Here is a 24,526-nt window from a genome sequence, read left to right as displayed (position 1 = left end):
ACTCCCTTAGCTATTGGTGTACTGAGTCTAATACTGGGCTTGCGGTTTTAGTGCTGCAGAGGGTGGCCGCCTTTAACTCGTCAAACGACGCCTGCAGGCACTCGGAATAAAATTCGGGGTCTGGCAGCATTTTACGGCAAGCGGTAAAGGAAATAGAAATACTGCCCACTTTATTCAGCACTGAGCTGTAAACAATGTGAAATAGCCCAACATTGGGTAATAATGGGCCGAAATTCATGCCGTCGACCAACTTAGCACCGCAAAAATACAATTGCTGATTGGGTCCAGGTACATTGGTGACCACGGTATTGAAGATCACCGCAGATTCGGTCAGGCCGGTGGACGCAGCTGCGCGCAAGGCCAGCGATAAAACGCCGCCGGGCAAGACCTCGGTCACATTGACCGCAACGCGGGGGCCGAGGGCTTCGGCATAGGCTTTGCTGCTCATGGAGGCGTCGTGAATTGCCGCCAGTCGCTCCTTGGGATCGGCGATATTGGAATGCAGTGAGACCGTCATAAAGCCCACCATATTACCGCCGCCACTGCGCTCTGCATCGCTGCGAACATCAATAGGGCAGCCGCTCACGAGGGTCTTTTCGGGCAGGGCTTGTTTGGCGTGTAGGTATTTGCGCAGGGCGCCGGAAACCACGCAGAGCATGGTGTCGTTAATGGTGGCGCCAGGTACGGTGTTTTTTATGGCGCGCAGCTCTTCAAAGGCGAAGGGCACGGCGTCGCAAACTCGGTGGGGGGATATTTTGCCCTGAAATAAGGTTTTTTGTTTGTCGTCGAGGCTGACAAAATCCTGCTCTTTTTTACCTCGGCGAATGCGCTGCCAAGCGGGAATTAAACTGCCAGCGAGGTCAAAAAATTGCTTGGGTTTTTTTAAATTATTGCCCACGGCGCGACTTAGCATATGCCAGTTATTGTATTGCTGTACGACCCGTTGTGGCGCTGTGCCAGCATCGCCAACATCTGGGCTAAGGTCGTGAATCATGGGAATAAACTGAGCGCCACTGGCGCCGTCCATGGCGGCGTGGTGAATTTTAATCATCACCGCAAAGCAGTTCTTAGGCAGGCCGCGAACGCTGTCGAGGCCTTCAATGACATACATCTCCCATAGTGGTTTGCTCAAGTCCATGGGGCGGGAGTGGATGCGTGAGGCCAGAATGCAGAGTTGGCGCCAGTCTCCGGGCTTGGGCAGGGCGATATGATGAATATGACTTTCGATGTCGAGGTTTTCGATGTCCTCCCAGTAGGGTTGGTCAAGACCAAGGGGAACCCTGCGCAGTCGGCGCTTAAATATCGGTGAGCGGTGGGCGCGGCTTTCGATTAACTGCAAAATTTGTTTGAAGCGGATAATACCGTCGGCGCATGTGGATTGATCGTAAATACTGAGGGCACCGATATGCTGTGGTATACCAGTGGCCTCAGTGTGAATGAACATGGCGTCCTGACCAGAGAGCTGCTGCATATTATTCTCACTTTGTGTTGGTGGTCTTCAGGCTATAAGAGTCTGTTAGCGCAGGCAATCATTCTTCTGCGGTAGGGGTTATGCGGCGCTCGCGCTGCTGCATCAGCCACAAGTGGGCGTATTGGCCTTGCTGGGCCAATAGCGACGCGTGATTGCCCTGCTCAACAATCTCACCTTGATCAAGTACTAAAATATGGTCGGCATCGACTACCGTTGATAGGCGGTGGGCGATTACCAGCATGGTGTGCTCTCGCGCAATATCTTTTATCGCTTCTAAAATAAGCCGTTCCGAGGCGCTGTCTAATGACGAGGTGGCCTCGTCAAAAATCATGATAGGGGATTTCTTGAGCAGGGCTCTGGCAATGGCGACACGCTGTTTTTCGCCGCCCGACAGTTTTAAACCGCGTTCACCCACCAAGGTGTCTACGCCTTTGGGCAAACGCGCGATGAAGTCGCTGAGGTGGGCCATGCGAATGGCCTCGTAAATATCTTCGTCACTGGCGTCGATGCGGCCGTAGCGAATATTTTCAAGTATCGACATATTAAACAGTACCGTGTCCTGGGGGACGATACCGAGCGCGCTACGCAAGGATGCTTGACTGACCGCGGTGATGTCTTGACCGTCAATGAGGATTCGCCCGCTGCTGGCGTCGTAAAAGCGAAACAATAATTTAAGTAGGGTAGATTTGCCTGCGCCGCTGCTGCCAACAATAGCGAGCTTTTGTTTTGCGGCAACCGTAAAGCTGATGTTGTTTAAAATGGGGCGGTTGCTGTGATACTGAAAATTGAGGTCTTGTACTTCAATGCAGCCGTCCTTTAACGCCAGCGTTGGGGCTTGCGCGGCGTCATTAATCGTGGGCCGCTGACGAAGCAGAGCAAACATGGCTTCAATATTGGCCATAGAGCCTTTCATTTCACGGTAAACAAAGCCGAGAAAATTAAGCGGCATAAATATCTGCATCATAAAGGCATTGATCAGTACAAAGTCACCGAGGGTCATTTTCTCGGCCAGCACTTGGTTAGCGGCGAGAATCATGGCTGCGGTCATGGCAGCGGCGATAATAAAGGCCTGGCCAGCGTTAAGGGCGAACAGACTCAAACGATTTAGGCGACGGGCTAATTGCCAGCTGGCCAGTTCTTCGTCGTAGCGCTGGGCTTCGTAGTGTTCGTTGCCAAAGTATTTGACGGTTTCAAAATTGAGCAGACTGTCTACCGCGCGGCTGCTGCTGCGGGATTCCGCCTCGTTGGCGCGACGAATATGGGCCGTGCGGCGTTCGGTGGCGTAAATGGAGAAGGCCACATAGCAAATAACGGCAATGAGCACGATTAGCGCAAACCAAATACTGTAGCGCCAGCCGAGCAATACCACTACCAAGCCAATTTCAATAAAGGTGGGCACAATATTGAAAACCATAAAACGCAGTAAAAAATTAATGCCGTTGGTGCCGCGCTCAATGTCGCGGGACAGGCCGCCAGTGCGCCGATTAAGGTGAAAATCTAAATCTAATGAGTGCAAATGTTTGAACACGGTGAGGCCGATATTGCGCATAGCGCTCTCGGTCACCCGGCCAAAAATAGTGTCGCGTACCTCGCCAAACAGCACATTGGCAAAACGCAATGCCCCATAGGCGATTAGCAGCGCCAAGGGCAAGACAACAATGGCGGGCTGATCTTGGCTGTCGAGCTGATCGACGATATGTTTGAGTATAAATGGTAGGCCGACACTGGCAACCTTGGCTGCGACCAGGCAGAGCAGGGCAATACCGATACGTTGACGAAAGGCCAGCAAATAGGGAATGAGCTCTTTCAGGGTTTTCCAATTAACGTCTTGTTCGGGATTAAAACTGGTGCCGTGGCGCATAAGGAGTTTCTTTTGTAAGGCGTTGTAGTGAGCGCCTAGTGAATAATGTCGTTGGGGAAACGATGGGGTTCTAGCTCAACGCCCTCAACGCGATTGCCGAGGGTTATCACTTGGCCTTTATAACGCTCATGACCAGTGGCGGTAAATTCAAAAATATAACGGCGCCACAGTTTGATTTGGCCACTGGTGTCACGTTTGCACCACACCGCGCGGAGGGCGACATGGCCATCTAATAACTGCAGCTGCTGTTGCTCTAGGTGCTTTCGGGTGGCGCGCAGCGCGAGTTCGCGGGTGCCTTGGGCGCGCCAAAAATAAGCGAGCAAACCAAAAAAGCAAAAACTTAGGGTGAGATCGCCAAGGTCAAACATGTGGTGCCCCCTGAGGGGCGTGGGGCATTAAAATATCCATGCAATAAGCAGCCATAACACCAAAAAAAAGCCAAAGAAGCCGCTGAGCATAAACTGCAGCTCGCCCAACAAGCCGTCGCCAGCGGCCACGGCAAAAATAACAAGGGTGACGACAGTGGTAAAAAATGCCACGACGGCGGCGTCTTTCAAACCGATCCCGGCGCTGAAATGCTGGTCGACAAAGCTGCCTAGCAAGGGAAGGAATAGCATCAGCGCGACACCGAGTAGGGCGACAATGACCAATGACGCTACCGCGATTTTAAGGGCTTGGCGGTCGTCGCCCGAGTTGTGCTCACTCATGCAGTTAGATCCTTATCAGGCCTTAAGCCTGCGCGGCCTTGACCAGCTCGCGAAACACCTCTGGACGTGGCATTCCCGCCGCTTGAATTTCTGGGCTATCGCCGGCGGTGTAAATTGATACGGTACCTACTTTGAATAAACGGTTAAAAAAGGACTGATTAATTTTAACGGTGCGAATACCGCTGACCGATAGCTCGGTGCGCGCTTTGCTCAGCAGGCCTTGTTCCAATACCACTTCATTGCCGTTAATTTCCAATTTGGTCGACTTACACCGTAAATACCAAACCATCAGGATAAGTATGCCGATGGCCGCCGGAATAAGGATGACGGCAAGGATGAACCCGAGGGGCTTGTTGCGAAACATGGCGGGGTGTTCAGCGTATTGACTTGTCACCAGTGGCTACTCTCTTTATGGGAATGTGGGTGGGAGTTTGTCTTATTCTACACCGAATGGCCGAGCCTGCATTGACCTTGCTGATTTTTGCTCGGGCATCTGGCTTAAGGCGGTGCCAGAATTATTGCGGTGCGGCAATAACAGCTTGACCATAGCGCTGAATAAATTCTAGCGGCATCCGTCTAGGTTTACCGTTGCTCATGCGAATAGAAACCAGTTGCCAGGTGGCTCGCAATAGGGTTTTACCGTCGATTTTACGCTGCAATTGGAACTGTCGCTCCATAATAAGTTTGCCGTCACCGGCGGTCAGCCAGGTTCCCATGACACATTCCTGGCCAACATAGGCCGATAAAATATAGTCGTAATCGGCACGGCGAATCACCATGGCGGCATCAAGCCTGCGGTAATCCTCGAGATTAAGACCCAGTGCCAAAGAGTGGCTCCAGCCTGCTTGCTGGCACCAATTGACATAAACCGCGTTATTAACATGGCCAATGCCGTCGATATGGCTACTATCAACGCTAAAGTCCATGGTGAATGGCGTGGGTCTGTCCCAGTTAGGGGCTTGCGGCATAAGGCTGTTGTCCCAAATAAAACATCTATTATTCCTGACTGGCGAGCAAAGGGCGATTCTAGTTTTGACCAGCTACATTCGCCGCAAATTTGGATGCATGGGTTTCATTACGGATTGTGATGGAATTTACGCCGTTTTGGTCTTGCTCTTCGGTTTTCCCTTACTTAATTAATCTGAAAATCTTGTTCTACTGCACACAGCACGCTCAGAACGCTGTAATATATAAATACTCTGCTGCAGAGTTAAAACTGGGTGATCGGACGTGTTTTCTAAAATGGGTTCCACCATTTTATTTAAACTAATTAACGGAGTATTTAGTATGAAGTGCTTTTCAGGAAAAACCCTTCTTGCAGTGAGCTTTGGCGCCAGTTTGGCGCTGACCGCTTGCGGTGGCGGCGGTGGCGGTAGTAGCAGTAAGTCTGGCGAGACAACGTCAGAGGCAGAGCAGCCGGTTACCTCAAGTTATTCTGAGGTTGAAGGCCCACTTGATGTGGTTCAGCAGCCTTTATCTGAGCAAGTCGTCACTCAGTTGGCCGGAGCGGCGGCAGGCACCCCGCTGGAAGGTGCAATTAATTGCGTTGGTGGTTTTGTTGTGACTGACGTTTTGGATGTTTTAGATTCAGTGCTTGTGCAAGTAGACCCTGCGAGCCTGCAAGATCCCGCCGCGTTGCTGGCGACTTCAGCTGCAGGGCTGCAGACCTCAGTAACTGAGTTGGCTACCGACCTTCCTGCGGCATTGGCTTCCTTAACGGGCGCTAGTTGTACTGGAGACAGCGCCGGTGACAGTGGTAGCAACCCGTTGGCAGGCACACCATTAGCCCCCCTCGGCGATGCGCTGGCGCCCGTGTTTGCCGCCGCCAATGGCGGTGGTAGCAGCGGCGGTGATGCACCTAGTGCGGCCGCATTGATGCAGCAATTGAGCGCGGCTTTCAGTGAGGGGCTCGCGACCGTCATGGCGCAAGATCAAGTGGCTGATGCACCCATCTTAGGTGGTTTGTTGGTTACGCTTAATCAGGCATTTAGCGATCTTGCGGTTACCGTTGCAGCGGTAGAATCCATGGACCCCGACACCACCGGCGCTGCGGTCGCTAGCACGGTGAATAATTTACTGGACAATGTCTTAACCGAGGTCGTGCCCATTGCCTTTATTGAAGAGCAGGCGGGACAGGGGCCGGTGCTCAGTAGTCAAATTGAAGCGGCAGTGGCAAGTCTAACGGGGCTGCTCGGCGGAGACCTTAGCGGCTTAACAGCAGGGGACTTTACGACTTTGTTTGGTGCGGGTGCCGGAGATCTCTTTGCGCCGCTGAGCGATACTGTGCTCGGTGGTTTACAGAGCGCAATTACGGGCGCATTAGCCGGTGGCGGTTCTTCGGGCACAACTGGTACGCCACTTGACGCTGTTTTAGATCAATTGGCGCCCATTCAAGCCGCATTGTCTGCGCAGGACGGCAGTGGCCTTACTGGTACGCCATTAGATGTGTTGCTGGCACCGGTCGCCTCGGCGCTGCAGGGTGGTGGGGCCTGCCCGTTGGCAACGACACCACTCGCTGCCGTTTGCGATGTGGTCGGTGATTTGCAAGCAGCGCTGACGTTAAACCCCAGTGCCGATCCATTGGCGGTATTGCAGGGTTTACTAGAATCGATACTGGGCATTTTTTCAAACAGATGACCCGTCGGTAGCGCGTTCTTATGCGGCCTACGGGCCGCTTTTTAGTTTAAGGCAGCGTTAAATAATTTGGCGCCCTCTTCGACAACAATCGCGTGACGCAGCGCTAAGGCCAGCTGGTCCCGGTCACGCAGCTTTCTAAAACCAAGCAATCTCGCGCTCGGATTCCGGCATTGCTGATATTGAGTAAGCCTAGGGGGGCGTGTTCATAAATATCGACGCCAGCGTCGTAAAACACGATATCGGGCCGGGCAAACGCAGTGTCTGGTTCAGGCCCGCGTTCACAATATCTAATATTCCTGGTTGCCGCGGCTGGCGGCAACATTGAGAGCGAGGTCGCTATGGGCTTTGCGAACAGGAAAGTTCTTCTCGCAGTGCGCTGAGGAGGTAAATACCGCGGTATTGCTCTGCAAAATACGGGCTGCGCCATCGCCTTGATGTGTTGGTGAACATCGCCGTCAACGATGAGGATGCGCTGGACTTTTTGCTGCGCCACGAGGGTGCACGCCGTCACCGCAAGGTCATTAAAGATGCAAAACTCTGAGGCAAAGTCGTAGTGGGCGTGGTGGGTGCCGCCAGCGAGGTGGCAGGTCATGCTGTATTTCAGCGCCAATAGAGCGGTGAGTAAAGAGCCATTCGGTGAATTTAAGCTGCGCTGGCGTAGGCTCTCGCTTCACGGCAAGCCCATGCGCCGATTGGCGCTACAAAAGGCTGGGGCCAGTGGGCAGGCGCTAAGACCTCGCTGCGTACCTGTCCTGGTCGGCGGGTGTTGGCTTGTGTGGCAGCGCCAATTTTACGCAAGTGTTTAAATAATAAAGAAAAATTCTGCATCGGAAAGCGGTGGTCAGTATCAAGCGACTAGCTGTAGAAGGGATTGCTGACCAGCGGTAAGTGTACGTTCAAACGGGGCCTCCTCAGCCGTGGTGGGGGAATTAATTATTACCTTTACGCGCCTCGCAATGGGTTTTACTAGGCCATGTAATAGCTTGAATTAGCTTACAATTTGCATCCATTGCGAACTAGTAACATAATCCGCTCAGCTGTATTGACTTGGGCACGATTTGTGCCCGCAAACATAATCGTTCGGCAGGGCTGTTAGCACTTAAATTAAAGGGCTTAAGAACAGTGCTTTTGCATCCGGAAACCACGAGAAATTGAATGCGCGAGCACTACGGAATTACAATAACAAGTTATAGTGGTGCCAGGCACTATACCGTAACGCAGTTGATGCGCCGATTTATGGCGGGCATTGCGATATTTATCGCTACGTGCTTTTTGGGCGGCTTTCTGGCGATTTATTTTCTTTCGTACCAGTTGAATAGCTTGAATGGCGAAGTGCTTGAACTGCAAGAATACCAGGCGCTGGTAAAAGAGAAAAATGAGAGCTTGCTGCGACAACAAAAGTTATTGCAGGCTACGGTAGAAGAAAAAGTCGCCGCCTTGTCTGTGATGAGCGATGAATTAGGCACTATCGAAACCATGATCGGTTTGAGCCCCGAACCCGAAACAGCGCTTTACCAGCGCCTAGACACGGCAAGTCAAACCGCCTCCGAAAAACGCTTTATGCTTAGCACCATTCCCAGTGGCTACCCCCTTGCCGAAGCGTATGTCACCAGCCGATTCGGTATGCGTAATCACCCAGTGCTTGGCCGCATGGCTTTGCACGGTGGCGCGGATTTACGTGCGAGTATCGGCACGCCGGTTTACGCGACCGCCGACGGCGTGGTGGAGTGGGCTGGCATGAACGACAGTGGCTTTGGCCGCTTAGTGAAATTGGATCACAATTTTGGTTTTACCACCCTGTACGGTCATCTCAACAAAACTGCGGTTAGCATTGGCGACTATGTCAGGCAGGGCGATTTATTGGGTTACAGCGGTAATACCGGCATGTCCAGTGCACCTCACCTGCATTATGAGGTACGGCATTTGCACCGGCGTCTAGCGCCGGGCCCGTTTATGGAGTGGTCTTGGGAAAATTACGACGTACTTTTTACGCGCGAGGGGAAAATAAAATGGGATTCACTGGCAAAAACGCTAAGAAAACAGACGGTAGCCCCAGAACGACGGTGGTCGCAGCTGGCACCACCTTTGTCGGCGACGTCAAGCTAACCGATAACTTCCATCTCGACGGGACCATGGAGGGTCAGTTGAACTCCGATGGTGATGTGACGATTGGCAGCAGTGGTCGCTATACCGGCGATGTTAGTGCCAAGCGAGTATTGGTCAGCGGCATTCTTGACGGCAAGGTTGATGCTGATCGTTTGGAAATTGTTGCTTCAGGTCAGGTCAGTGGCGAAATTAAAGTGCGGGAGCTGGTGATCGAATCGGGCGGTCAATTCATTGGCGCTAGCCAAGTCAAAAAGCACGACGCACCGCAACTTCGATCCGTTGATGAGTCACCGTCCACAAACGCCGACGCAGATGCCAGTACCAGCGATTGGGAAAATAAAACCGCCTAATAACGGCGGCTTTATTGGTGGACGCCCCTACATTGATGTTGAATTGCGGCCGGGTGAAATTTAAGGTCGTTTCTCATCACTATACGCCGTAAAATACCTCGTTTTAGTGCGGACAAGCCCTTATGAACACCGAACAAGCCCTTATGCAGCGCAGTGACTCTAAATGCGAACTTTGTTCTTCTGCTGAGCATTTGGCGGTGTTTCCGGTAGCGCCCTATGGCGATGACGACGCTGAGCGCTGCGTGATGAGCTGTCAGGCATGTCGAGAGCAACTGGCTGACGGCAGCGAGCTAGACGTGAATCGCTGGCACAGCCTGAATGACACCGCGTGGAGCCCGATTCCCCCCGTACAAGTATTGTCGTATCGTCTGTTAGCGCGCCTGAGTGAGCACGCGTGGGCGCAGGACCTTCGGGAAATGGTCTATCTTGACGACGAGGTCAAAGAATGGGCTGTTGCGACCGAGCTTACGGCCAGCGATGATCGCGAGCCATGTCGAGATAGCAATGGCGTTCAGCTGGCTGCGGGAGATTCGGTGGTGCTCATTAAAGACTTAGATGTGAAGGGCACTAGCTTTGTTGGCAAGCGTGGAACCTCCGTGCGTAATATCTCCCTGACGAATAACCCCGAGCATATTGAAGGCCGGATAAACGGTACGCGCATTGTGATTATCAGTGCCTTCGTTAAGAAAACCAATTAAGCTTTGTCCGTACTCACTGTGAATCTAGCGCTGATCGCCTAATTTGGCGTGGCCGATTACAATGGCCTAACGGCGCTGATTTTCAGCTATTCTTAAATGGTCTTGATCCAGACCCCAAAAAGGGCGCAATGAAAACACCCAAACGTATCCAGCCGCTGATTGACGACGGCATTGTTGACGAAGTGCTGCGGCCTTTAATGAGCGGTAAAGAAGCCTCCGTCTATGTGGTGCGCTGTGGCGAAGAAATTCGCTGTGCCAAAGTGTACAAAGAAGCTGCTCAGCGCAGCTTTAAGCAAGCGGTGCTTTACCAAGAAGGCCGTAAAGTGCGCAATAGCCGCCGCGCCAGAGCAATGGAGAAAGGCTCTAAGTTTGGTCGCAAGCAGCAGGAAGACGCCTGGCATAACGCCGAGGTTGATGCGCTCTATCGCCTAGCTAAAGCCGGGGTGCGAGTGCCGCAGCCCTATGGCTGTTTTGACGGCGTACTACTGATGGAGCTGGTTACCGACGAGGAGGGTGGCGTAGCGCCACGCTTGAACGATGTGTCGATGCCCGCGGAACAGGCCAGAGAAGATCATGCGGTGGTCATGTACTACGTAAAACTGATGCTTTGCGCAGGACTGGTCCACGGCGATTTGTCTGAGTTTAATGTGTTGGTTGACGAATACGGGCCAGTGATAATCGACCTGCCCCAAGCCGTTGACGCTGCGGGCAATAATAATGCCCACAGTATGTTGACGAGAGACGTCAATAATATGACCGAATACTACGGTCAATACGCCCCCGAATTATTGCAAACCCGCTACGCAGATGAAATTTGGGCCCTGTATGAAGAGGGTGAGCTCAATGAAGACACCGAGTTGACGGGCGTGTTTGAAGACAGAGGCGAAGCAGCCGATGTTGACGCCGTCTTAATGGAAATTAAAGCGGTCATGGCCGAAGAGGCTGAGCGCCGTGAGCGGATTCGCGAGGCGAATGAAGAGGATTAACGCGCAAGTGGCGCTTCATGATCGTGTAACACGCAGAACTTCATTGAAAGTGGTAATCCCTGCTTTGATTTTATCGTAGCCATCTGACTGGAGGCTGCGGCTGTGTTTTCGAGCCGACTTAATTAATTCAGATTTTGGTTGTTGTGCATGAATGAGTTTACGTAGCTCGTCATCAATCAAAACGACTTCATGCTTCTGTGGAGTATCCGGGGCGTCCGTTCATAAGCTAATCCGCTGAAGGTAATTAGCTTATGATCAGCCCCTGGGTGATTCAGTTCTATACCGTGACTAGCTGTTGGCCTCCTCCTTACAGGTGTATTTATTGTTTGGAGCCGTCAGAAGCAAATTCATTATAATTTAACAATTAGCTTACCTGTATTTTTCCCAGCATAAAGCATTTTCAAAGCAGAGGGCGCAGAATCAAATCCTTCCACAATGTGCTCTTTAAACCTTATATCTCCATTGCCGATATGTTTTCCTAGGTATTCGGCAGCTTCTGTAGCTCTGTGCATAAAGCTAGAAATCAAAAAACCTTGCATTTTCGCCTCACGGATTAGCAGCATCCAGTGATTTTTTATAGGAATGGATGGAGTTTCGCCAGTGTCATACCCAGAAACGGCGCCACAGGAAACTATTCGAGCCTTATTCGCAAGATTAGCAAGAGCAGAATCTAGGGTCGCACCGCCGACATTGTCAAAATATATGTCAATGCCTTCAGGAAAAGTTGCCGCTAATTTTTTATCTAAGTCATCACATTTTTTGTAATTAATGGCTAAATCGTAACCGCACTCACTCACAAGCCAATCACACTTCTCATCGGAACCGGCCAAACCAACAACATAGCATCCGGAAAGTTTTGCAATTTGTCCTGCTATCGACCCTACTGCGCCAGCAGCACCGGAAACCAAAACACTCTCACCACTTTTGGGGCATCCAATATCTAGCATCCCAAAGTATGCGGTGTAACCCGTAGGCCCTAAAGCGCCTAAATAATAACTTAACGGAATTTCATGTGTCTTGGGTAGCAGCTGACAAAATCCATCTCCACACGAAACGCTGTAATCTTCCCAAGAATTCATCCCCATGACATGTCTTCCAACTGGAAAGTCGGGGTTGTTAGATTTGACAATTTTAGCAAGAGTTACACTTCGCATTGGTTGGCCAAGAATAAGCGGCTCAAGATAATTAGGGCCTTCGTTCATCCATGTCCGCATCGATGCGTCAAGTGAAAAATACAAGTTTTGTAATAAAATTTGCCCGTCATGTATATCTGGCACTTCTGTTGTTACTATTTTAAAACAACTTTCGTCAACGGCGTCTGTAGGGCGCTTAACAAACAACCATTGGCGATTACTAATATTACTCATTTACGGCACCTATATAAAATAAGAAATAATAGGCCTAGTACAGGTCTACTCTATAAATTTATCGTGCTCCATGTTTTACGAAAATTTACTTAAGAGCATTTAAAAACGAAAAGTTTTAATAAGATCAATAGGCCCTATTAATAAGTTGAGTATGATAAAAGCCACATATGAATGATGTAGCTTCCATTAAAAGTTCTCATCTTATGAGCCAAAGCTACCATCTCGAGATTTATCATCCAGTACCAATATTAGCTGGCTAAGAAGGCTCTCAAAATCCTGTAATTGACTTGAAGAAAATCCGGCCATCATAGACTTGGTGTCGGGCCCTACGGTGCTGTTGGTGCAAAGCTTTACGCAATCACGACCTGATTTGGTGATTGTTATATCGTGCTTCCGGCCATCCATGATGTTTTTCTTTTTTTTAATTAGCTTCTTTGCAAGTAGTAGCTCCAGAATTCGCGTTGTGTTAGCTTTGGTTTGCCCAACTAATTCGGAGAGTACACCGGGGGAGGATGTGCCTTCGTCGCATACATCCAGAACAGCCAGTGTGTGGTATTCGCTTGCGCTGATTGAATATGTAGAAAGCATTCTCGTAAAGCAGCTATCAAGTAGTCTATCCGCTAACCTTAATAGGAGAAGGGGTTTAATCTCTTTACTTGGATACCCTTCTAGCTCAGCAGTCAATCTGTCTGAGCTTCTGTTTACATCGATTATTCGTTGTCTACCATTCATTAGTCTAATTAACCCTAAAAATGGCATAATAATACCCCTATTGTCTTTGATAGTACAATAGCGGTACTATTTTTTGCCATGTGCTTAAGTGAGGTATTCCCTCCGTTGCCGGCTACGATAGGGTTGCTTATGTGCTTTGAGCGCTGTGCTGGGCTCCCCTGGGTTTGCTGGTCGTTGACGTTCTCGGTTCATAGGGCGTCATAATAGTGAAATGATGTCTATGAATCACACGATTGGGGTGAGGTTTATTGCTTGCGCTCATCTATTAAAACTGCCAGTTCAATTTCAAGCCAACGATATCCCGCGGTGCTTTATAATCTGCTGTGCCAAAATCAACATGAAATCGGCCATAGTTGTATTCTGTTCCTTCAAGGTTCTTTCCGTATAGCGTGATGCGTAAATTTTCCGGCGCATAAAAATAGCTGATCCTCGCATTCAATACCGTATAGGCATCCTCTATGCTTTTCTCGGAATTTTGTGCAAGATAATAGAACCCTGAGTTATAGTAGTAATCTGCGCCAATTTCCAATGTCCCACCGGGAACTTCCGTGGTTTTTGATATCCCTATGGTCCCTGTTGTGTCTGGTGCTCGGGAAATTTCATTCCCTGAAAAATCGTTGCCGGTCGATAATAGGCCTGTATTTTTGTCAAACCCGCTGCCATTAAGATATTCAGTATATTCTTTCGTGGTCAGCATAGTGCCGTTAGCAATAAGCACCAAATTGTCGATTACTCTGGGGAGCAGTAACGTCTGAAACTCAAATTCAAAACCCTCTATCGCAGCTCCCCCCGCGTTCTCTTGGGTAACTGCACCGCCTTGAAGTAAGGAGACGAATTGAACCTGAAGGTTCTCAATGTCGTATTTAAAGTAAGCAAGATTGAAGACTGACCCGGGGCCGAAGGGCGATGTTTTTAAACCAACTTCGATAGCCTCCATCTCCTCTGGTAAGATCATTTCTGGCGGATCATAAATATTGATTAAGTTAAATTGAGTGCCCTTAATCGACTGCTGCGCACTTATATACAACATTGTATCTTCCAAGAATTGTGGGCGGTACTCTAGGCCAATTTTAGGTTTGGTGCTTGTCACCTTATCTGCAATATTTTCGTATTTCTGAATGTATACAACAGGGTCAACATTGGAGTCGCCTAGCGCGGAACTGGATTCGTCAAGTGTTCTTGTCTCCTCTTGATATCGTACGCCGAGGGTCAATGTATAGGCATCGAAAAAGTCAATTGAGGTTTGAGCGTAAAGTGCATGAGAATCCAGTGTGTTTCGTCCTACTAGGCGTACTGCGCCAGAAGGAACACCAACGCCGAGTAGGGGCTGCAAAAGCGCATCTAACGCTTGAACAAAGCCTGTAGGTAAACTGATCGATGAATTTTGTACCCCGGTAGAAAGATCTATGCCCGCCAGGCCGAGAAATACTGGATCAAGTGCGGATACCCAGTTCACCCAATAATAACCAAGATTGTAGCGAACGTTACTGCCAGCCCACCCGTCGCTCGTCGATATCATTTGCAGCTCAGCAGTCTCCACTTCGTTCACCGCGCCGTTACTGGTGCCAAAGTATGCTACGGATTGTGGCGCACCGTCAAAATCAATAAACAGGCCCATAGGGCTACCGTCTTGGCGGCTCATTAGAAACTTGTAGTCGTGATTGTCGCCGCTCCATATTCCGGTAAAACTCATTATTTTATTGTTTGCGTGAAAATACACAGGGACGTCATTCTCAACGGTGTATCCTGTTTGCGGTGTTATACCGACTGTCTGAGCCAATAGGCTTGGTTCAGAATTTCCTTGTAAGCCAGATGATGTGCCTTGCTCAAGGGACTGCATATACGAAAATGCGAGCTCTAACTCGTCAACAGGGGTCCATAATAGCTTTATGCGCATGGCTTGTGATGAGACTTGAGGTAGTTTCTCTCCGCCCCCCCTTGATTCCTTGTTATACCAGTGGTCACCGGATTTATAGGAGGTAGAGATCGACATGGCTAATGAGTCGGCAAGTGGGTAGGAGAAATATGCTTTGGTCAAGACTGTATTTAACGAGTCGTAGCCCGTTTCAAGTTGAGCTTCCGGTTCCGTTAAAGAGGGTGATTTTGTCATTATATTTATTGCGCCACCATTAGCGCCGCGCCCAAATAGCGTACCCTGGGGGCCCTTAAGCACCTCTATTTGCTCAATGCCAAAAAGTTCCTGGTTTTGTCCAACTGCAAATGGCAAATAGACGCCATCTAGGTAGGTCGCGACGTTGGGGTCGCCCATTAAAAAGGTGTCTGAGCCAACACCCCTGATATAGATAATTCCGAAACCGGACGTTTCGGTATAATTCATGCCCGGCGCAACCAATTGCAGGTCTGCAATTGAGGTAATGCCCATCGCCTCGAGCCTGTTCTCAGAGAATGCTTGTACTGAAATGGGGATATCTTGCATTTTCTCTTCACGCTTTTGCGCAACAACCATAACCTCTTCAATCATTCTGTTGGAGGCTTTGTATTCATCAGCGTTTATGTGGCTAACAATGCAAAAAAACCAAATAATTGAGGACGTGCAATAGCGGAAGAATTTTTTCTCTGTCATTAGTTAACTCCTGTTATTTAATTATGAGCAACTTTCTTACTTCATAGGTGATATTTCCTAATTCCCGTTGTTGTTATGACGGTATTAGAATAGTTATTTAATTTTAGTATACCGATAGTACACATATTTACTATTAACAATTATTAAATTATTTTAATCTCTTTTGGCAAGGTTGATGGTAGCGGGTTAGCTGCATTTTTAAATGTAACGCATGGCCAACTCCGCTTCCGTTTAGCGCGAAGTTTGGTTGGTAGTGGGTAAGTTGGATTTCCATTCTTGCCTCTTGAGTGGCATTGGCGCGGCATTTTCTTCAGCTATAACGGCGAGCGAAACAGTCGTACCTGCGTTTCAATAAACTATTTTTCAGGATTTTTTCTTGTTATTCTGGCGTTTTACTTTGATAAAGGCCGGTGGGCTCACGCGTTATTCTGAGTAGAGAGAATAGCGTGGGTGTAATTGCAAATTTTAAGTGCTATATAGTAGTTCCATTGTTGTCGCGCCTGTGGTGTAAGGCATTTTTCGAGAAGTTAAAGGCCCCTGAAGGGGCAGGCATCAAAGAAAACTGCCTAGTATCATCGTGACAAGTTCCTATGTGGATTAGGGGCTTGATAACGCCTTTAAAAACGCAAATGAAGGTGACGGTTTTCTTCTTATGCCGTTCATATTTCATTCTAAGTTATTTTCCGCAAAAAAATCCCGTCAATCTGTTTTGTTGTGCCGAGGTGCTTAGATTACTTTGTGCTTACAGGTAAAATTCTCCGGTTTCTTTTTTTTGTGCGCAATACTAAAGGTGCTGGAGCATCTTTAGTATTGCGGTGTTTTAAAATATCTAAATATGGCGTCTTGCGATAATTTTAGTTATCAATTAAGTCTGTTAAATCGAGTTTCGTCTATCCTGCTGTTGACGTAAGGATCTAGTTGGCTAAGAGTTTCTAAATTTTGCAGGATCTGATAGGGAACGTCGGTTGACATTTTGTTGATTATCCAACTTGGGATTGGGCCGCCTGGTTCTGAGTGGGCAGTAAACTCAATCTTAATAGTTCCTGTCTCCGATGGAGTTAAGCGCCACTGTTGTCGGAAGGTTGTCATGCGAATTAAGTTTTCCTTCAGTGGTGTACCTGCGCAGGCCAAGTCAATAATGGTAATTATTGAGGTCTCGTTATCAAGATTAAGTTCGCGGCAAATCGATATGTCGCGATCTTTAACTGGCCAAGGCATCGCTATGTGGTTGTACACTCGATAGCGGCCATTGTTCCTGGGGCCCTCGGTTCTGGCTTCGGCAATAATGCTGTTCAAGCGAGCGGAGTTGGGAATGTCTTCGATAACTGCAACAACCGAGCCAATGCTGGATGTAAACTGTGTTGTAGCTTTTATCTCTCGCACTTCAGAGCCAGGGTATTCCCGGCTATAGATGTTAATGCCATCTGCCGTCTTTTCTAGTCGCCATTCGTCACTTGCGGAGTGTGACGTTATAGGGCTCGTAGATAGCAGCATGGCAACGGCTAAAATTAAACAGCGTTTATTCGCAAGCATAGCGCCTTCTGATTTTATTGTGGTCGAATGGGGCAAGGCAATGGCGTTTAATCTTTATTGCTGTGATTACAATGAAGGCAGAAGTTGAGGCAGTGGTGCTGACACTAGGGGCACTGCTGGAATTCCCAGTGCTGGGTTCAGAATGGTCCCGCCAGACAAAATATATTCAGCGATGGTTAGTGGCTCGTCCAGTAAAACGCTAACGATCGGGGCTAGTCCTTCTGCAGTCGGGACCACTAGATTTTCAACTATACCCAGCGTATCGCCGAGATTGAAGACGGCGCTGGTTCCGAGCTGCGCTAGCGCTCCAACTGGAGCAAGTGGTGTTCCGGCAACACCTGGAATTATTAAGGCTGGAATATTTCCTAGTGGCTCTGTGGCCGCGTTTAATACATCAAAAGTAAGTTCAACTGCAGTTCTGGGTGAAAGTGCGTCCAGTCCAATTTGGTTGTTCTCGAAAGAAGGTATGCTAGGCGTTTGAGCAAAGCTCCAAGATGAAAGAATTAATAGTAGTGCGGCAGGCGTGTATTTAATCATGTCGGTGCGTCCTCATTAAATAGTTTTTATATAGTACATAGGTATACTATAGGGGGAGTGGGATTCATATTCAATAGCTGACTTCGAATATTTGTTTTTCCAGGGCGTGGGTTGTGCGAGTTTTTCTACCACCTAAATAAAGCTGCTTTACACCGTTTTTCGTGGTTGGTGTGTTGATTGAGTGCTGCGTCGATAAATTTTCCTATGAGTACGCTAGTCGATACGCGCAGGTGGTTGATTTTAAAGGAGAGAGTGTGCGTCGCAATGGGAGGGGTTTTTGGCGGGCAATGATGGGAGTTTTCTTTGATGTTGGGCTTGCGCCTTAATGTATGTGTGCCGTCACTGAGCCGGTATGTCTTATTACTGCCCTACAAATAGTCGTAGTAAGTGATGCTGTGGATGATTTAAATTGTTGGAAAGCATTGGCGGGAAACCTCTAGGCTAGCTAGGGTGTCACGTCGCTCAAATAAATTGAGTTGAAGAAAGAAATTCTGTGTTGGTGGCTGTGATCGAATTGGCTGCTAATCATGACTGTCGACCAGCAGTAAATAGCGGAAAATACCTATATCGTCATGAATATTGACGAAATCGGGGTTTAATTCGTTATGGTCGACGTCGCCATGAGCTTTTGTCGCCCCTTTGGTGCCTCGGAATTGTGCCGGGGAAGCATTGGCAGGAAAAAGGGGGATCGTCGAGGCGTCCAAGGGGAGTGGCTTATTTCCGCAGCGAAATCTATCCGTTGGCGCCAGGCCTTGGTGACTAAAGCAGTTTGTGGAGTCGCGCATTTTGCTGCGTATAAGGTTGGTTATCGTTCAGGCGCAAGCTGGAGTGATCCGAAAGCTGTGCTAGGCTCAGCGCGAAATTTTCCTTAGTTTGTGGTCCTCGCGGTGCCGTTTGGTGAGGGTTTCAAATTCATGTGTCGATACCGGGTTCAGCAGTTGAGGCAATACCGTGCTATGTTGTGATCAGATTTGAGGCTGCCTTTCTGTAAGGTTTTGTCGCGCGCCTATTGTAATAAGGTAATGAAATTCAAGAATTTTTATGCCGGATAGACGGGGTGGCAATGGTCTGGTTTTGGATCGAAGTGAGGCTGCCTAATAATTATATAAAAGGTGAAATGAATTATTATGTGGCTATAGGATTTTTATATTTTCGTGGTATTAATATAGGTATACAGCATGATAGAAAAAAAGAGCTCGGTCGAATATACGCAGATTCGTTATGAGTTGCCTGAGCCGGAAATTGCACGGATTGTTATGGCGCGGCCAGATACGCGGAACGCTCAAAGTTTAAAGATGCTATACGAGATTAATCATGCTTTTGATGTTGCGGCGAAATCTTCGAGCATTAAGGTGATTATTCTTGCTGGCGACGGCCCGCATTTTTCCTCGGGCCACGATCTTACGGAAGAGCGGAATCCGCTGGATTATGATCTTGTGGTGCAGGCTGCGGGGCACCATGAGCCTGGCGCAGCGGGAATGTATGCAGGTGAGGAGGAGTATTTTACCGGCTTGCATTGGAAATGGCGTAATATCGCCAAGCCCACCATTGCGCAGGTACAGGGTAGGGCTATGGCTGGCGGTATGATGATCGCGATGCCAATGGATATTATCGTTGCGTCCGAAGACGCTCAATTTTCTGATCCCGTGGTGGCGTTTGGTGTTAATGGGCATGAGTATTTTCTCCACGCTTGGGATTTAGGTCCCCGTAAAGCCAAGGAAATGTTATTTACGGGTGAAACTCTGACGGCGCAAGAGTGTAAAGAGCTGGGGATGGTTAATCATGTAGTCCCTATTGAAGAACTCGAAGATGCGACCCTCAACTTGGCTCGCAGAATAGCATCTCGTCCAGCAATCGGTCTAAAACTGGCAAAGCAAGCGGTCAATTTTAGTATGGACGTACAGGGCCAGCACCAGGCGCTAACGGGAGCGTTGGCTATGCATCATATTGGTCATGCCCACGCGCGGGTGCAGTACGGATATCCGGTGGATCCGAATGGGGCGGCAGTTATCAAAAACGACGCTAAAGTCGCGATGAAAGTAAATGACGATACGTGTTCTTAGGCATTATCGTAATAATTAAGCGTTGTGAGCTGCGCTGTTAATGGCTGTTGAGGCTAAATGTCCTTGTTTATCTAGGGCGATAGCGGCTCCGAAAGCGTTTTGGGCTATGGGTAGTTACCGATTTAAATACCTTAGAAAAAAAGCTGATATCCCGATAGCCAACATTGATGCTGATAGTTTTAATATTCTCGTCACTGTTAATTAAGCGATGCTTAGCCGCCTCTACTCGCAAGCGTTGGAGGTAGCGTGTGGGCTTTTCGCCCGTAGCGCGTTCAAAACGCCGCAAGAACGTACTTTTGCTCATGCCGGCGTTTTCTGCTAAAGCCTGAAATGAAACCGTTTCGGCAAAGTGTCTATCGAGCCAGTCTTGAACATGGTGCACATTCTCATCGCGATGGTGGCGGAACCCCGCCATATTAAACAGTGTTAAATCATAATCTCGTCGGTTATCAAAAGTGATATCCCTCGCCAAGGCGCTGGCCATCTCGGTCCCGCAAGCTCGTTCAACCAAATGCACGGCTAGATCCATCCCTGCATTCTGGCCATTGGATGTATACAACCCCGCGTCTTCCACTAGGCCTTGTTGTTCCAGCCATTCAACATTGGGGAAACGTTGCTTGAATACAGGAATATGGCGCCAATACGCAGTTGCTCGACGCCCCTGCAGGAGTCCCGCGTGCGCCACCCAAAAAGCGCCGCTGTTTACGCTGGCAATCAGCGCGCCGGACTCATATTGTCGCTGCAACCAATGGGCAATTTGCGGGTGTACCTGAAGCGAGCGATCAAAATCGCCCCAGAAATGCGGTAGCACCACCCAATCATAGCAAATGCTATCCATCATGGTTGAGTCACCGGTAAAACGTTTGCCACAGTACGACACAATGCTCTGTTCAGTGGGGGTGACAATATGCCAGCTAAACGTGCCGGTAAGCTGTCGTAAATTCACGCTTTGCAAAACATCGGCCGTGGGGTACAGGGTGGAGGCCCAAACTCCCTCATAAGCCGCCAATGCAACGCGTATACCGAAAGGTTCCATTTCCTTTCCCTCTATCTCAATAAAAATGACACATTTGCCATATAACCTGATACTTTACGCCAAAGATTATCCTATTGGAACGCGCTAGACTGACTGGCTACATTAATAACTTTGAGAACATCGCTATGGATATTCAATTTTCTGACGCAGACCTCGCTTTCCGCGATCAGGTCCGCGACTTTTTCAAGGAGCACTTTACCGATGAGCTCGCGGCGCGCCTTGCCAACCCCAAAACATTTAAAGACGCCATTATTGAATGGCAGAAAGTTCTAGCGAACAAGGGCTGGATCGCGCCCAACTGGCCGGTAGAGCACGGCGGTACTAATTGGTCTACTGCCCAAGAATACCTCTATGAGCGCGAGCGCGCGGTGGCAGGCGTCCCCGATGTTTTGCCCTTTGGTTTAAAAATGGTCGGCCAGGTTATTCTTGCCTTCGGTAACGAAGAGCAAAAGCAAAAGTTTTTACCCCGCATTTACAGTAGCGATGACTGGTGGTGCCAAGGGTACTCAGAGCCCGGTGCTGGGTCTGATTTGGCCGCACTTAAAACCCGGGCGGTGCGCGACGGTGACGACTACATTGTCAATGGCGCAAAGATCTGGACCACCTACGCCCAGTATGCTGACTGGATTTTCTGCTTGGTGCGCACTGATCCCGAAGGTAAAAAGCAAAGTGGTATCAGCTTCCTGTTGATCGACATGAGCACGCCGGGTATTACTGTCAACAAGATCGAATCCATTGATAACTATCACTCGCTGAATGAGGTGGTGTTTGACAATGTGCGGGTACCGGTTGCAAACCGCATTGGCGAAGAAAATAAAGGCTGGACCTACGCCAAATTCCTGCTGGCCCATGAGCGTACGGCCATTGCTGAGGTGGCTAAATCTGGCCGATTCTTGAGCGAGCTCAAAGCCATTGCCAATACAGAAATTAGCGGCGGTAAAAGCTTGATGGAAGACACAATGATCCAGCAGCGTTTCGCCAATATTGAAATTGAACTGATGGCCTTGGAATATACGGAGCTACGGGTATTGTCTGGCTTCGCCGAAGGTAAAGGTCCTGGCCCTGAGTCGTCATTACTTAAACTCAAGGGAACTGAGATACAGCAAGCGATCCAGCAGCTGCGTATGGATCTGGCTGGGTACTACAGCGGCGTGCTACAGGGTGAGCTGAGCAGCAGCGAGCTGGGTCACGAGTTTGGCGATCGCGCCCGACGCGAGTACATGTATGGCCGCGCTGCCACAATTTATGGCGGTTCAAATGAAGTTCAGAAAAATATTACCGCTAAAGTGGTGCTGGGCTTATAACGCCAAACGACACCGAGATATGGACACAGTAATGCGCGCGCAGTTTAGTTATAAAAAGGTAATCGCCGCTGCGTTTGCCACTGCCGTTGCGACGCTGTCCGGAGTGGTCTTTCCTGCGGCGTAACATAGCCGCGTTGCGAAAATACGATTAATAGAGAGCGCCTTATGAATTTTAATCTTTCTGAAGAACAAGCCATGATCAAAGACAGTGTCGCGCGCTTTATTGCCGACGGCTACGACTTTGACCAGCGCACTAAAAATGTCGCGATGGAGCACGGCTTTAATCCAAGCAACTGGCAAACCTTTGCTGAATTAGGTTGGCTGTCTATTCCTTTTCCAAGCGCCTTCGGTGGCTTTGGTGGCAGTGCCGTTGATACCATGGTAATTATGGAAGAGTTTGGCAAGGGGCTGGTGGCAGAGCCTTATGTTGCTACCGTGTTGCTTTTTGGTGGTTTACTGGCTCGCAGTGGTGATGGCGAAATCCAGCAAGAATTGATTGCCAGTATCATCGACGGAAGCCTCCAGGGCGGCTTCGCCTATCATGAGCGCCAAAGCCGATTTGAGCTGAGCGATGTTAAGACCACGGCGGTAGCCGATGGCGACCGGTATCGCCTAACCGGCGAAAAAACCGTCGTCTTTAACGGTGCAGCCGCCAACAAATTAATTGTCTCTGCCCGCACTGCTGGTGATCAATGCGACGAGAATGGTATTAGTCTGTTCCTGATCGACACCGAGGCGGATGGGGTTAGTGTTACCGCTTACCCAATGATGGATGGTCAGCAAGCTGCGAACATTTCTCTGAACAACGTGGGCGATGCGCAGTTAATTGGCGAGCTGCACCAAGGTTTTGGCTTGATGCAAACTGTTGTAAGCGACGCCATGCTGGCACTTTGCGCAGAGGCTCAGGGTATTATGCAAAAGTTAACCGAAACGACCGTTGAGTACAGTAAAACGCGTAAGCAATTTGGTACTGTCATTGGCAGTTTTCAAGCCTTGCAGCACCGTATGGTCGATATGTTTGTAGCTGGAGAGCAGGCTCGTTCGTTGCTGTTCCGTGCTGTGTGTTCCGCAAGCGCCAATAGTCAATATGCAAATAAAGACCTGTTAGCTCTGAAGGTAATGATTGGTAGGGCTGGCAAGCTTATTGGTGGTGAAGCTATTCAATTGCATGGCGGCATGGGCATCACCGATGAGCTGAGTGTGGGGCACTATGTCAAGAGATTGATGATGATTAACACTACTTTTGGTGACGCCGATTATAATCAGAGAAAATTCATAAAGTTATCGGCCGAGCTTGACTAGCAGTGCATGAGCTGCTGCTGTAGTTAGTGAAGGTTTTCGGAGTGCCGGAAGCGGGGTTGTTCCTCATATGCGTTGTGATAGCGCTTAAGGTGATGGCGGCGATTCGTGTTTCGCCAGGCCGCGGTAGCGCAGCTTGCTATACCCTACCTGCTGTTTGATTGTATCGAACGGGTGTTCAGCCTTGGCGCGAACACCCGCCTTTATGTGCTCTAATAATGTCGGTAGACCGTTTGCCAATTTGGCACGAGTGCTTGGCTATAAGGCGCTACGCCAATCAACCTCGTGTTCTTTAAGCTCCTCACGCTTGTAAATACCGGTATAAGCCGCACCGTCCCAAACACGTTGTTCTTCGCCGTGTAATAATGTCTCCGTAGCGATGATGCCATGGCCTATTTGCGGTCGTTATCGTTACGTTGTGGATAAGGCCGGGGGTACCTTCACCCCAATGTCCATCTTCATGCCAAAGTGCCATTGATTGCCTTTCTTGGTCTGATGCATCTCGGGGTCTCGCTTCCCGTCTTGATTGTTAGGTTGAGTTTGGCGCGGCAATAGTGGTGGCATCCACAGTGGTGCCTTCTCGCATTAGCAAGTCTTGCTGGTTAAGCTGAGTCTTCGCTGTGTTGAAAATGGCTTGGACCACCTGAATCTTGGTGTCAAGGTATCTATTGATGGGTTGGTTTGGGTGGCAATGTTTAATATGAGCTCTGGTGTTGTGGTTATCTACTCGTTAGTAGCGTGGTGAGTGTTTGTGCTCAGTGGTTTTTCGTAAATTCACTATTTGCAGCAGAAATTCGGAATTCATTATATAGTCCTGTGGGAATTTAGCTTAAGAGTGTTGGTGCCTAGCCGAGCTTAAATTTTTGTTGTGGGGTATTGTTCATTGATGTACTATTCCTGTTATATTTGAATAATATTAATTTGTCGGGGTTATTTCGTTATGTCTTCGAGGTTGATGGATAAGGGTATTTATCGGGTTCGTGATGGTTCTGTGGCTTTGCTAGGGAGCAAAGACGGGAATACCGGTGATGTGGTTTTTCCTGCGGTAGTTGGTGCTCAGTCCGGCGAGGAGGGTCTCGTTGAAATTTCTGGCGTTGGTCGTTTGTGGACTTATACCGTTCAGCGGTTTAAGCCAAAGTTCCCGTTTGATGATGGGCAGCCAGATGCAGAGTTTGTGCCTTATGTTGTCGGCTATGTGTCGTTTGAAGAGAGCGGCATTATCGTTGAGGGGCGAATAGTCAATGCCGCACCTGAT

23 protein-coding genes and 2 pseudogenes are annotated in these 24,526 nt (G+C 49.1%); 9 read left to right on the top strand and 16 right to left on the bottom strand.

Annotated features, from left to right (window positions below):
• Nucleotides 1–10: 10 nt before the first annotated feature.
• The 6 genes from ABYP33_RS03045 to ABYP33_RS03020 form a co-directional block, all read right to left on the bottom strand.
• On the bottom strand, nucleotides 11–1,471 hold the full coding sequence (locus ABYP33_RS03045; RefSeq protein ID WP_373088267.1) for a wax ester/triacylglycerol synthase family O-acyltransferase: 1,461 nt from the start codon (nucleotides 1,469–1,471) through the stop codon (nucleotides 11–13).
• 58 nt (nucleotides 1,472–1,529) lie between these two features.
• Nucleotides 1,530–3,332: an ABC transporter ATP-binding protein/permease gene (locus tag ABYP33_RS03040; protein WP_373088264.1), complete on the bottom strand. Its 1,803-nt coding sequence runs from the start codon at nucleotides 3,330–3,332 to the stop codon at nucleotides 1,530–1,532.
• Between the two features lie 35 nt (nucleotides 3,333–3,367).
• Nucleotides 3,368–3,700: a DUF3301 domain-containing protein gene (locus tag ABYP33_RS03035; protein WP_373088261.1), complete on the bottom strand. Its 333-nt coding sequence runs from the start codon at nucleotides 3,698–3,700 to the stop codon at nucleotides 3,368–3,370.
• 27 nt (nucleotides 3,701–3,727) lie between these two features.
• Nucleotides 3,728–4,039, bottom strand: a complete 312-nt coding sequence (locus ABYP33_RS03030) for a hypothetical protein (RefSeq protein ID WP_373088259.1) — start codon at nucleotides 4,037–4,039, stop codon at nucleotides 3,728–3,730.
• Between the two features lie 22 nt (nucleotides 4,040–4,061).
• Complete coding sequence (locus tag ABYP33_RS03025) at nucleotides 4,062–4,433, bottom strand: PH domain-containing protein (RefSeq protein ID WP_373088256.1); 372 nt, start codon at nucleotides 4,431–4,433, stop codon at nucleotides 4,062–4,064.
• A gap of 121 nt (nucleotides 4,434–4,554) precedes the next feature.
• The gene (locus ABYP33_RS03020; RefSeq protein ID WP_373088254.1) at nucleotides 4,555–5,007 is read right to left on the bottom strand and encodes an acyl-CoA thioesterase; all 453 of its coding nucleotides are present in this window, start codon (nucleotides 5,005–5,007) and stop codon (nucleotides 4,555–4,557) included.
• Nucleotides 5,008–5,326: 319 nt separating this feature from the next.
• On the opposite strand from ABYP33_RS03020, the gene ABYP33_RS03015 reads away from it, so the two are divergent.
• Nucleotides 5,327–6,676, top strand: coding sequence for a hypothetical protein (locus tag ABYP33_RS03015; protein WP_373088252.1), 1,350 nt, complete (start codon nucleotides 5,327–5,329; stop codon nucleotides 6,674–6,676).
• Nucleotides 6,677–6,779: 103 nt separating this feature from the next.
• On the opposite strand, the gene ABYP33_RS03010 is transcribed toward ABYP33_RS03015, so the two are convergent.
• On the bottom strand, nucleotides 6,780–7,268 hold the full coding sequence (locus tag ABYP33_RS03010) for a hypothetical protein (RefSeq protein WP_373088249.1): 489 nt from the start codon (nucleotides 7,266–7,268) through the stop codon (nucleotides 6,780–6,782).
• A gap of 563 nt (nucleotides 7,269–7,831) precedes the next feature.
• Here ABYP33_RS03010 and ABYP33_RS03005 point away from each other — a divergent pair.
• From ABYP33_RS03005 to ABYP33_RS02990, 4 genes are all read left to right on the top strand, one after another.
• Nucleotides 7,832–8,782 (top strand): peptidoglycan DD-metalloendopeptidase family protein, encoded by a 951-nt coding sequence (locus ABYP33_RS03005; RefSeq protein ID WP_373088246.1) that lies wholly within the window; start codon nucleotides 7,832–7,834, stop codon nucleotides 8,780–8,782.
• The gene (locus ABYP33_RS03000; RefSeq protein WP_373088244.1) at nucleotides 8,740–9,132 is read left to right on the top strand and encodes a polymer-forming cytoskeletal protein; all 393 of its coding nucleotides are present in this window, start codon (nucleotides 8,740–8,742) and stop codon (nucleotides 9,130–9,132) included. The genes ABYP33_RS03005 and ABYP33_RS03000 overlap by 43 nt, the downstream gene beginning before the upstream one ends.
• A 122-nt stretch (nucleotides 9,133–9,254) precedes the next feature.
• Nucleotides 9,255–9,830 carry a PhnA domain-containing protein gene (locus tag ABYP33_RS02995; protein ID WP_373088241.1) on the top strand — a complete coding sequence of 192 codons (576 nt, stop codon included), beginning with the start codon at nucleotides 9,255–9,257 and terminating at the stop codon, nucleotides 9,828–9,830.
• Nucleotides 9,831–9,958: 128 nt separating this feature from the next.
• Nucleotides 9,959–10,816 carry a PA4780 family RIO1-like protein kinase gene (locus ABYP33_RS02990; protein ID WP_373088239.1) on the top strand — a complete coding sequence of 286 codons (858 nt, stop codon included), beginning with the start codon at nucleotides 9,959–9,961 and terminating at the stop codon, nucleotides 10,814–10,816.
• A gap of 350 nt (nucleotides 10,817–11,166) precedes the next feature.
• Here ABYP33_RS02990 and ABYP33_RS02985 read toward each other — a convergent pair whose 3' ends face one another.
• The 7 genes and pseudogenes from ABYP33_RS02985 to ABYP33_RS02955 form a co-directional block, all read right to left on the bottom strand.
• Nucleotides 11,167–12,183, bottom strand: coding sequence for an NADP-dependent oxidoreductase (locus ABYP33_RS02985; RefSeq protein WP_373088237.1), 1,017 nt, complete (start codon nucleotides 12,181–12,183; stop codon nucleotides 11,167–11,169).
• 201 nt (nucleotides 12,184–12,384) lie between these two features.
• On the bottom strand, nucleotides 12,385–12,942 hold the full coding sequence (locus ABYP33_RS02980) for a MarR family transcriptional regulator (protein WP_373088235.1): 558 nt from the start codon (nucleotides 12,940–12,942) through the stop codon (nucleotides 12,385–12,387).
• Nucleotides 12,943–13,180: 238 nt separating this feature from the next.
• The gene (locus ABYP33_RS02975; RefSeq protein WP_373088232.1) at nucleotides 13,181–15,499 is read right to left on the bottom strand and encodes a TonB-dependent receptor; all 2,319 of its coding nucleotides are present in this window, start codon (nucleotides 15,497–15,499) and stop codon (nucleotides 13,181–13,183) included.
• Nucleotides 15,500–16,360: 861 nt separating this feature from the next.
• Entirely contained in the window at nucleotides 16,361–17,032 is a 672-nt protein-coding gene (locus ABYP33_RS02970; protein WP_373088230.1) for a hypothetical protein, read from the bottom strand.
• A 66-nt stretch (nucleotides 17,033–17,098) separates the two neighbouring features.
• A complete protein-coding gene (locus tag ABYP33_RS02965) occupies nucleotides 17,099–17,569 on the bottom strand; it encodes a hypothetical protein (RefSeq protein WP_373088228.1) in 471 nt (156 codons plus the stop codon).
• A 521-nt stretch (nucleotides 17,570–18,090) separates the two neighbouring features.
• On the bottom strand, nucleotides 18,091–18,354 hold the full coding sequence (locus ABYP33_RS02960; protein WP_373088225.1) for a hypothetical protein: 264 nt from the start codon (nucleotides 18,352–18,354) through the stop codon (nucleotides 18,091–18,093).
• 66 nt (nucleotides 18,355–18,420) lie between these two features.
• Nucleotides 18,421–18,519 (bottom strand): annotated as a pseudogene (locus ABYP33_RS02955) (DUF4372 domain-containing protein); the annotation flags it as partial.
• A gap of 228 nt (nucleotides 18,520–18,747) precedes the next feature.
• Here ABYP33_RS02955 and ABYP33_RS02950 point away from each other — a divergent pair.
• Complete coding sequence (locus ABYP33_RS02950; RefSeq protein ID WP_373088222.1) at nucleotides 18,748–19,632, top strand: enoyl-CoA hydratase; 885 nt, start codon at nucleotides 18,748–18,750, stop codon at nucleotides 19,630–19,632.
• A gap of 67 nt (nucleotides 19,633–19,699) precedes the next feature.
• Here the strand turns inward: ABYP33_RS02950 and ABYP33_RS02945 are convergent, their stop codons facing one another.
• Nucleotides 19,700–20,668, bottom strand: coding sequence for a GlxA family transcriptional regulator (locus ABYP33_RS02945; protein ID WP_373088219.1), 969 nt, complete (start codon nucleotides 20,666–20,668; stop codon nucleotides 19,700–19,702).
• A 125-nt stretch (nucleotides 20,669–20,793) separates the two neighbouring features.
• Between ABYP33_RS02945 and ABYP33_RS02940 the strand changes: the two genes are divergently transcribed.
• Together ABYP33_RS02940 and ABYP33_RS02935 are read left to right on the top strand one after the other, a co-directional pair.
• Nucleotides 20,794–21,972, top strand: coding sequence for an acyl-CoA dehydrogenase family protein (locus ABYP33_RS02940; RefSeq protein ID WP_373088216.1), 1,179 nt, complete (start codon nucleotides 20,794–20,796; stop codon nucleotides 21,970–21,972).
• A 165-nt stretch (nucleotides 21,973–22,137) separates the two neighbouring features.
• The gene (locus ABYP33_RS02935; protein WP_373088213.1) at nucleotides 22,138–23,274 is read left to right on the top strand and encodes an acyl-CoA dehydrogenase family protein; all 1,137 of its coding nucleotides are present in this window, start codon (nucleotides 22,138–22,140) and stop codon (nucleotides 23,272–23,274) included.
• A 105-nt stretch (nucleotides 23,275–23,379) separates the two neighbouring features.
• On the opposite strand, the pseudogene ABYP33_RS02930 reads toward ABYP33_RS02935, so the two are convergent.
• Nucleotides 23,380–23,484, bottom strand: a pseudogene (locus ABYP33_RS02930) (IS5/IS1182 family transposase); the annotation flags it as partial.
• 727 nt (nucleotides 23,485–24,211) lie between these two features.
• On the opposite strand from ABYP33_RS02930, the gene ABYP33_RS02925 reads away from it, so the two are divergent.
• Nucleotides 24,212–24,526 (top strand): Zn-ribbon domain-containing OB-fold protein (locus ABYP33_RS02925; RefSeq protein WP_373088210.1); only part of this gene is annotated, 315 nt, incomplete at its 3' end.

Origin of the sequence: Zhongshania sp. (assembly GCF_041584495.1) — a bacterium.
Taxonomy (GTDB): domain Bacteria; phylum Pseudomonadota; class Gammaproteobacteria; order Pseudomonadales; family Spongiibacteraceae; genus Spongiibacter.
This window is presented reverse-complemented; position numbering and strand designations above follow the sequence as displayed.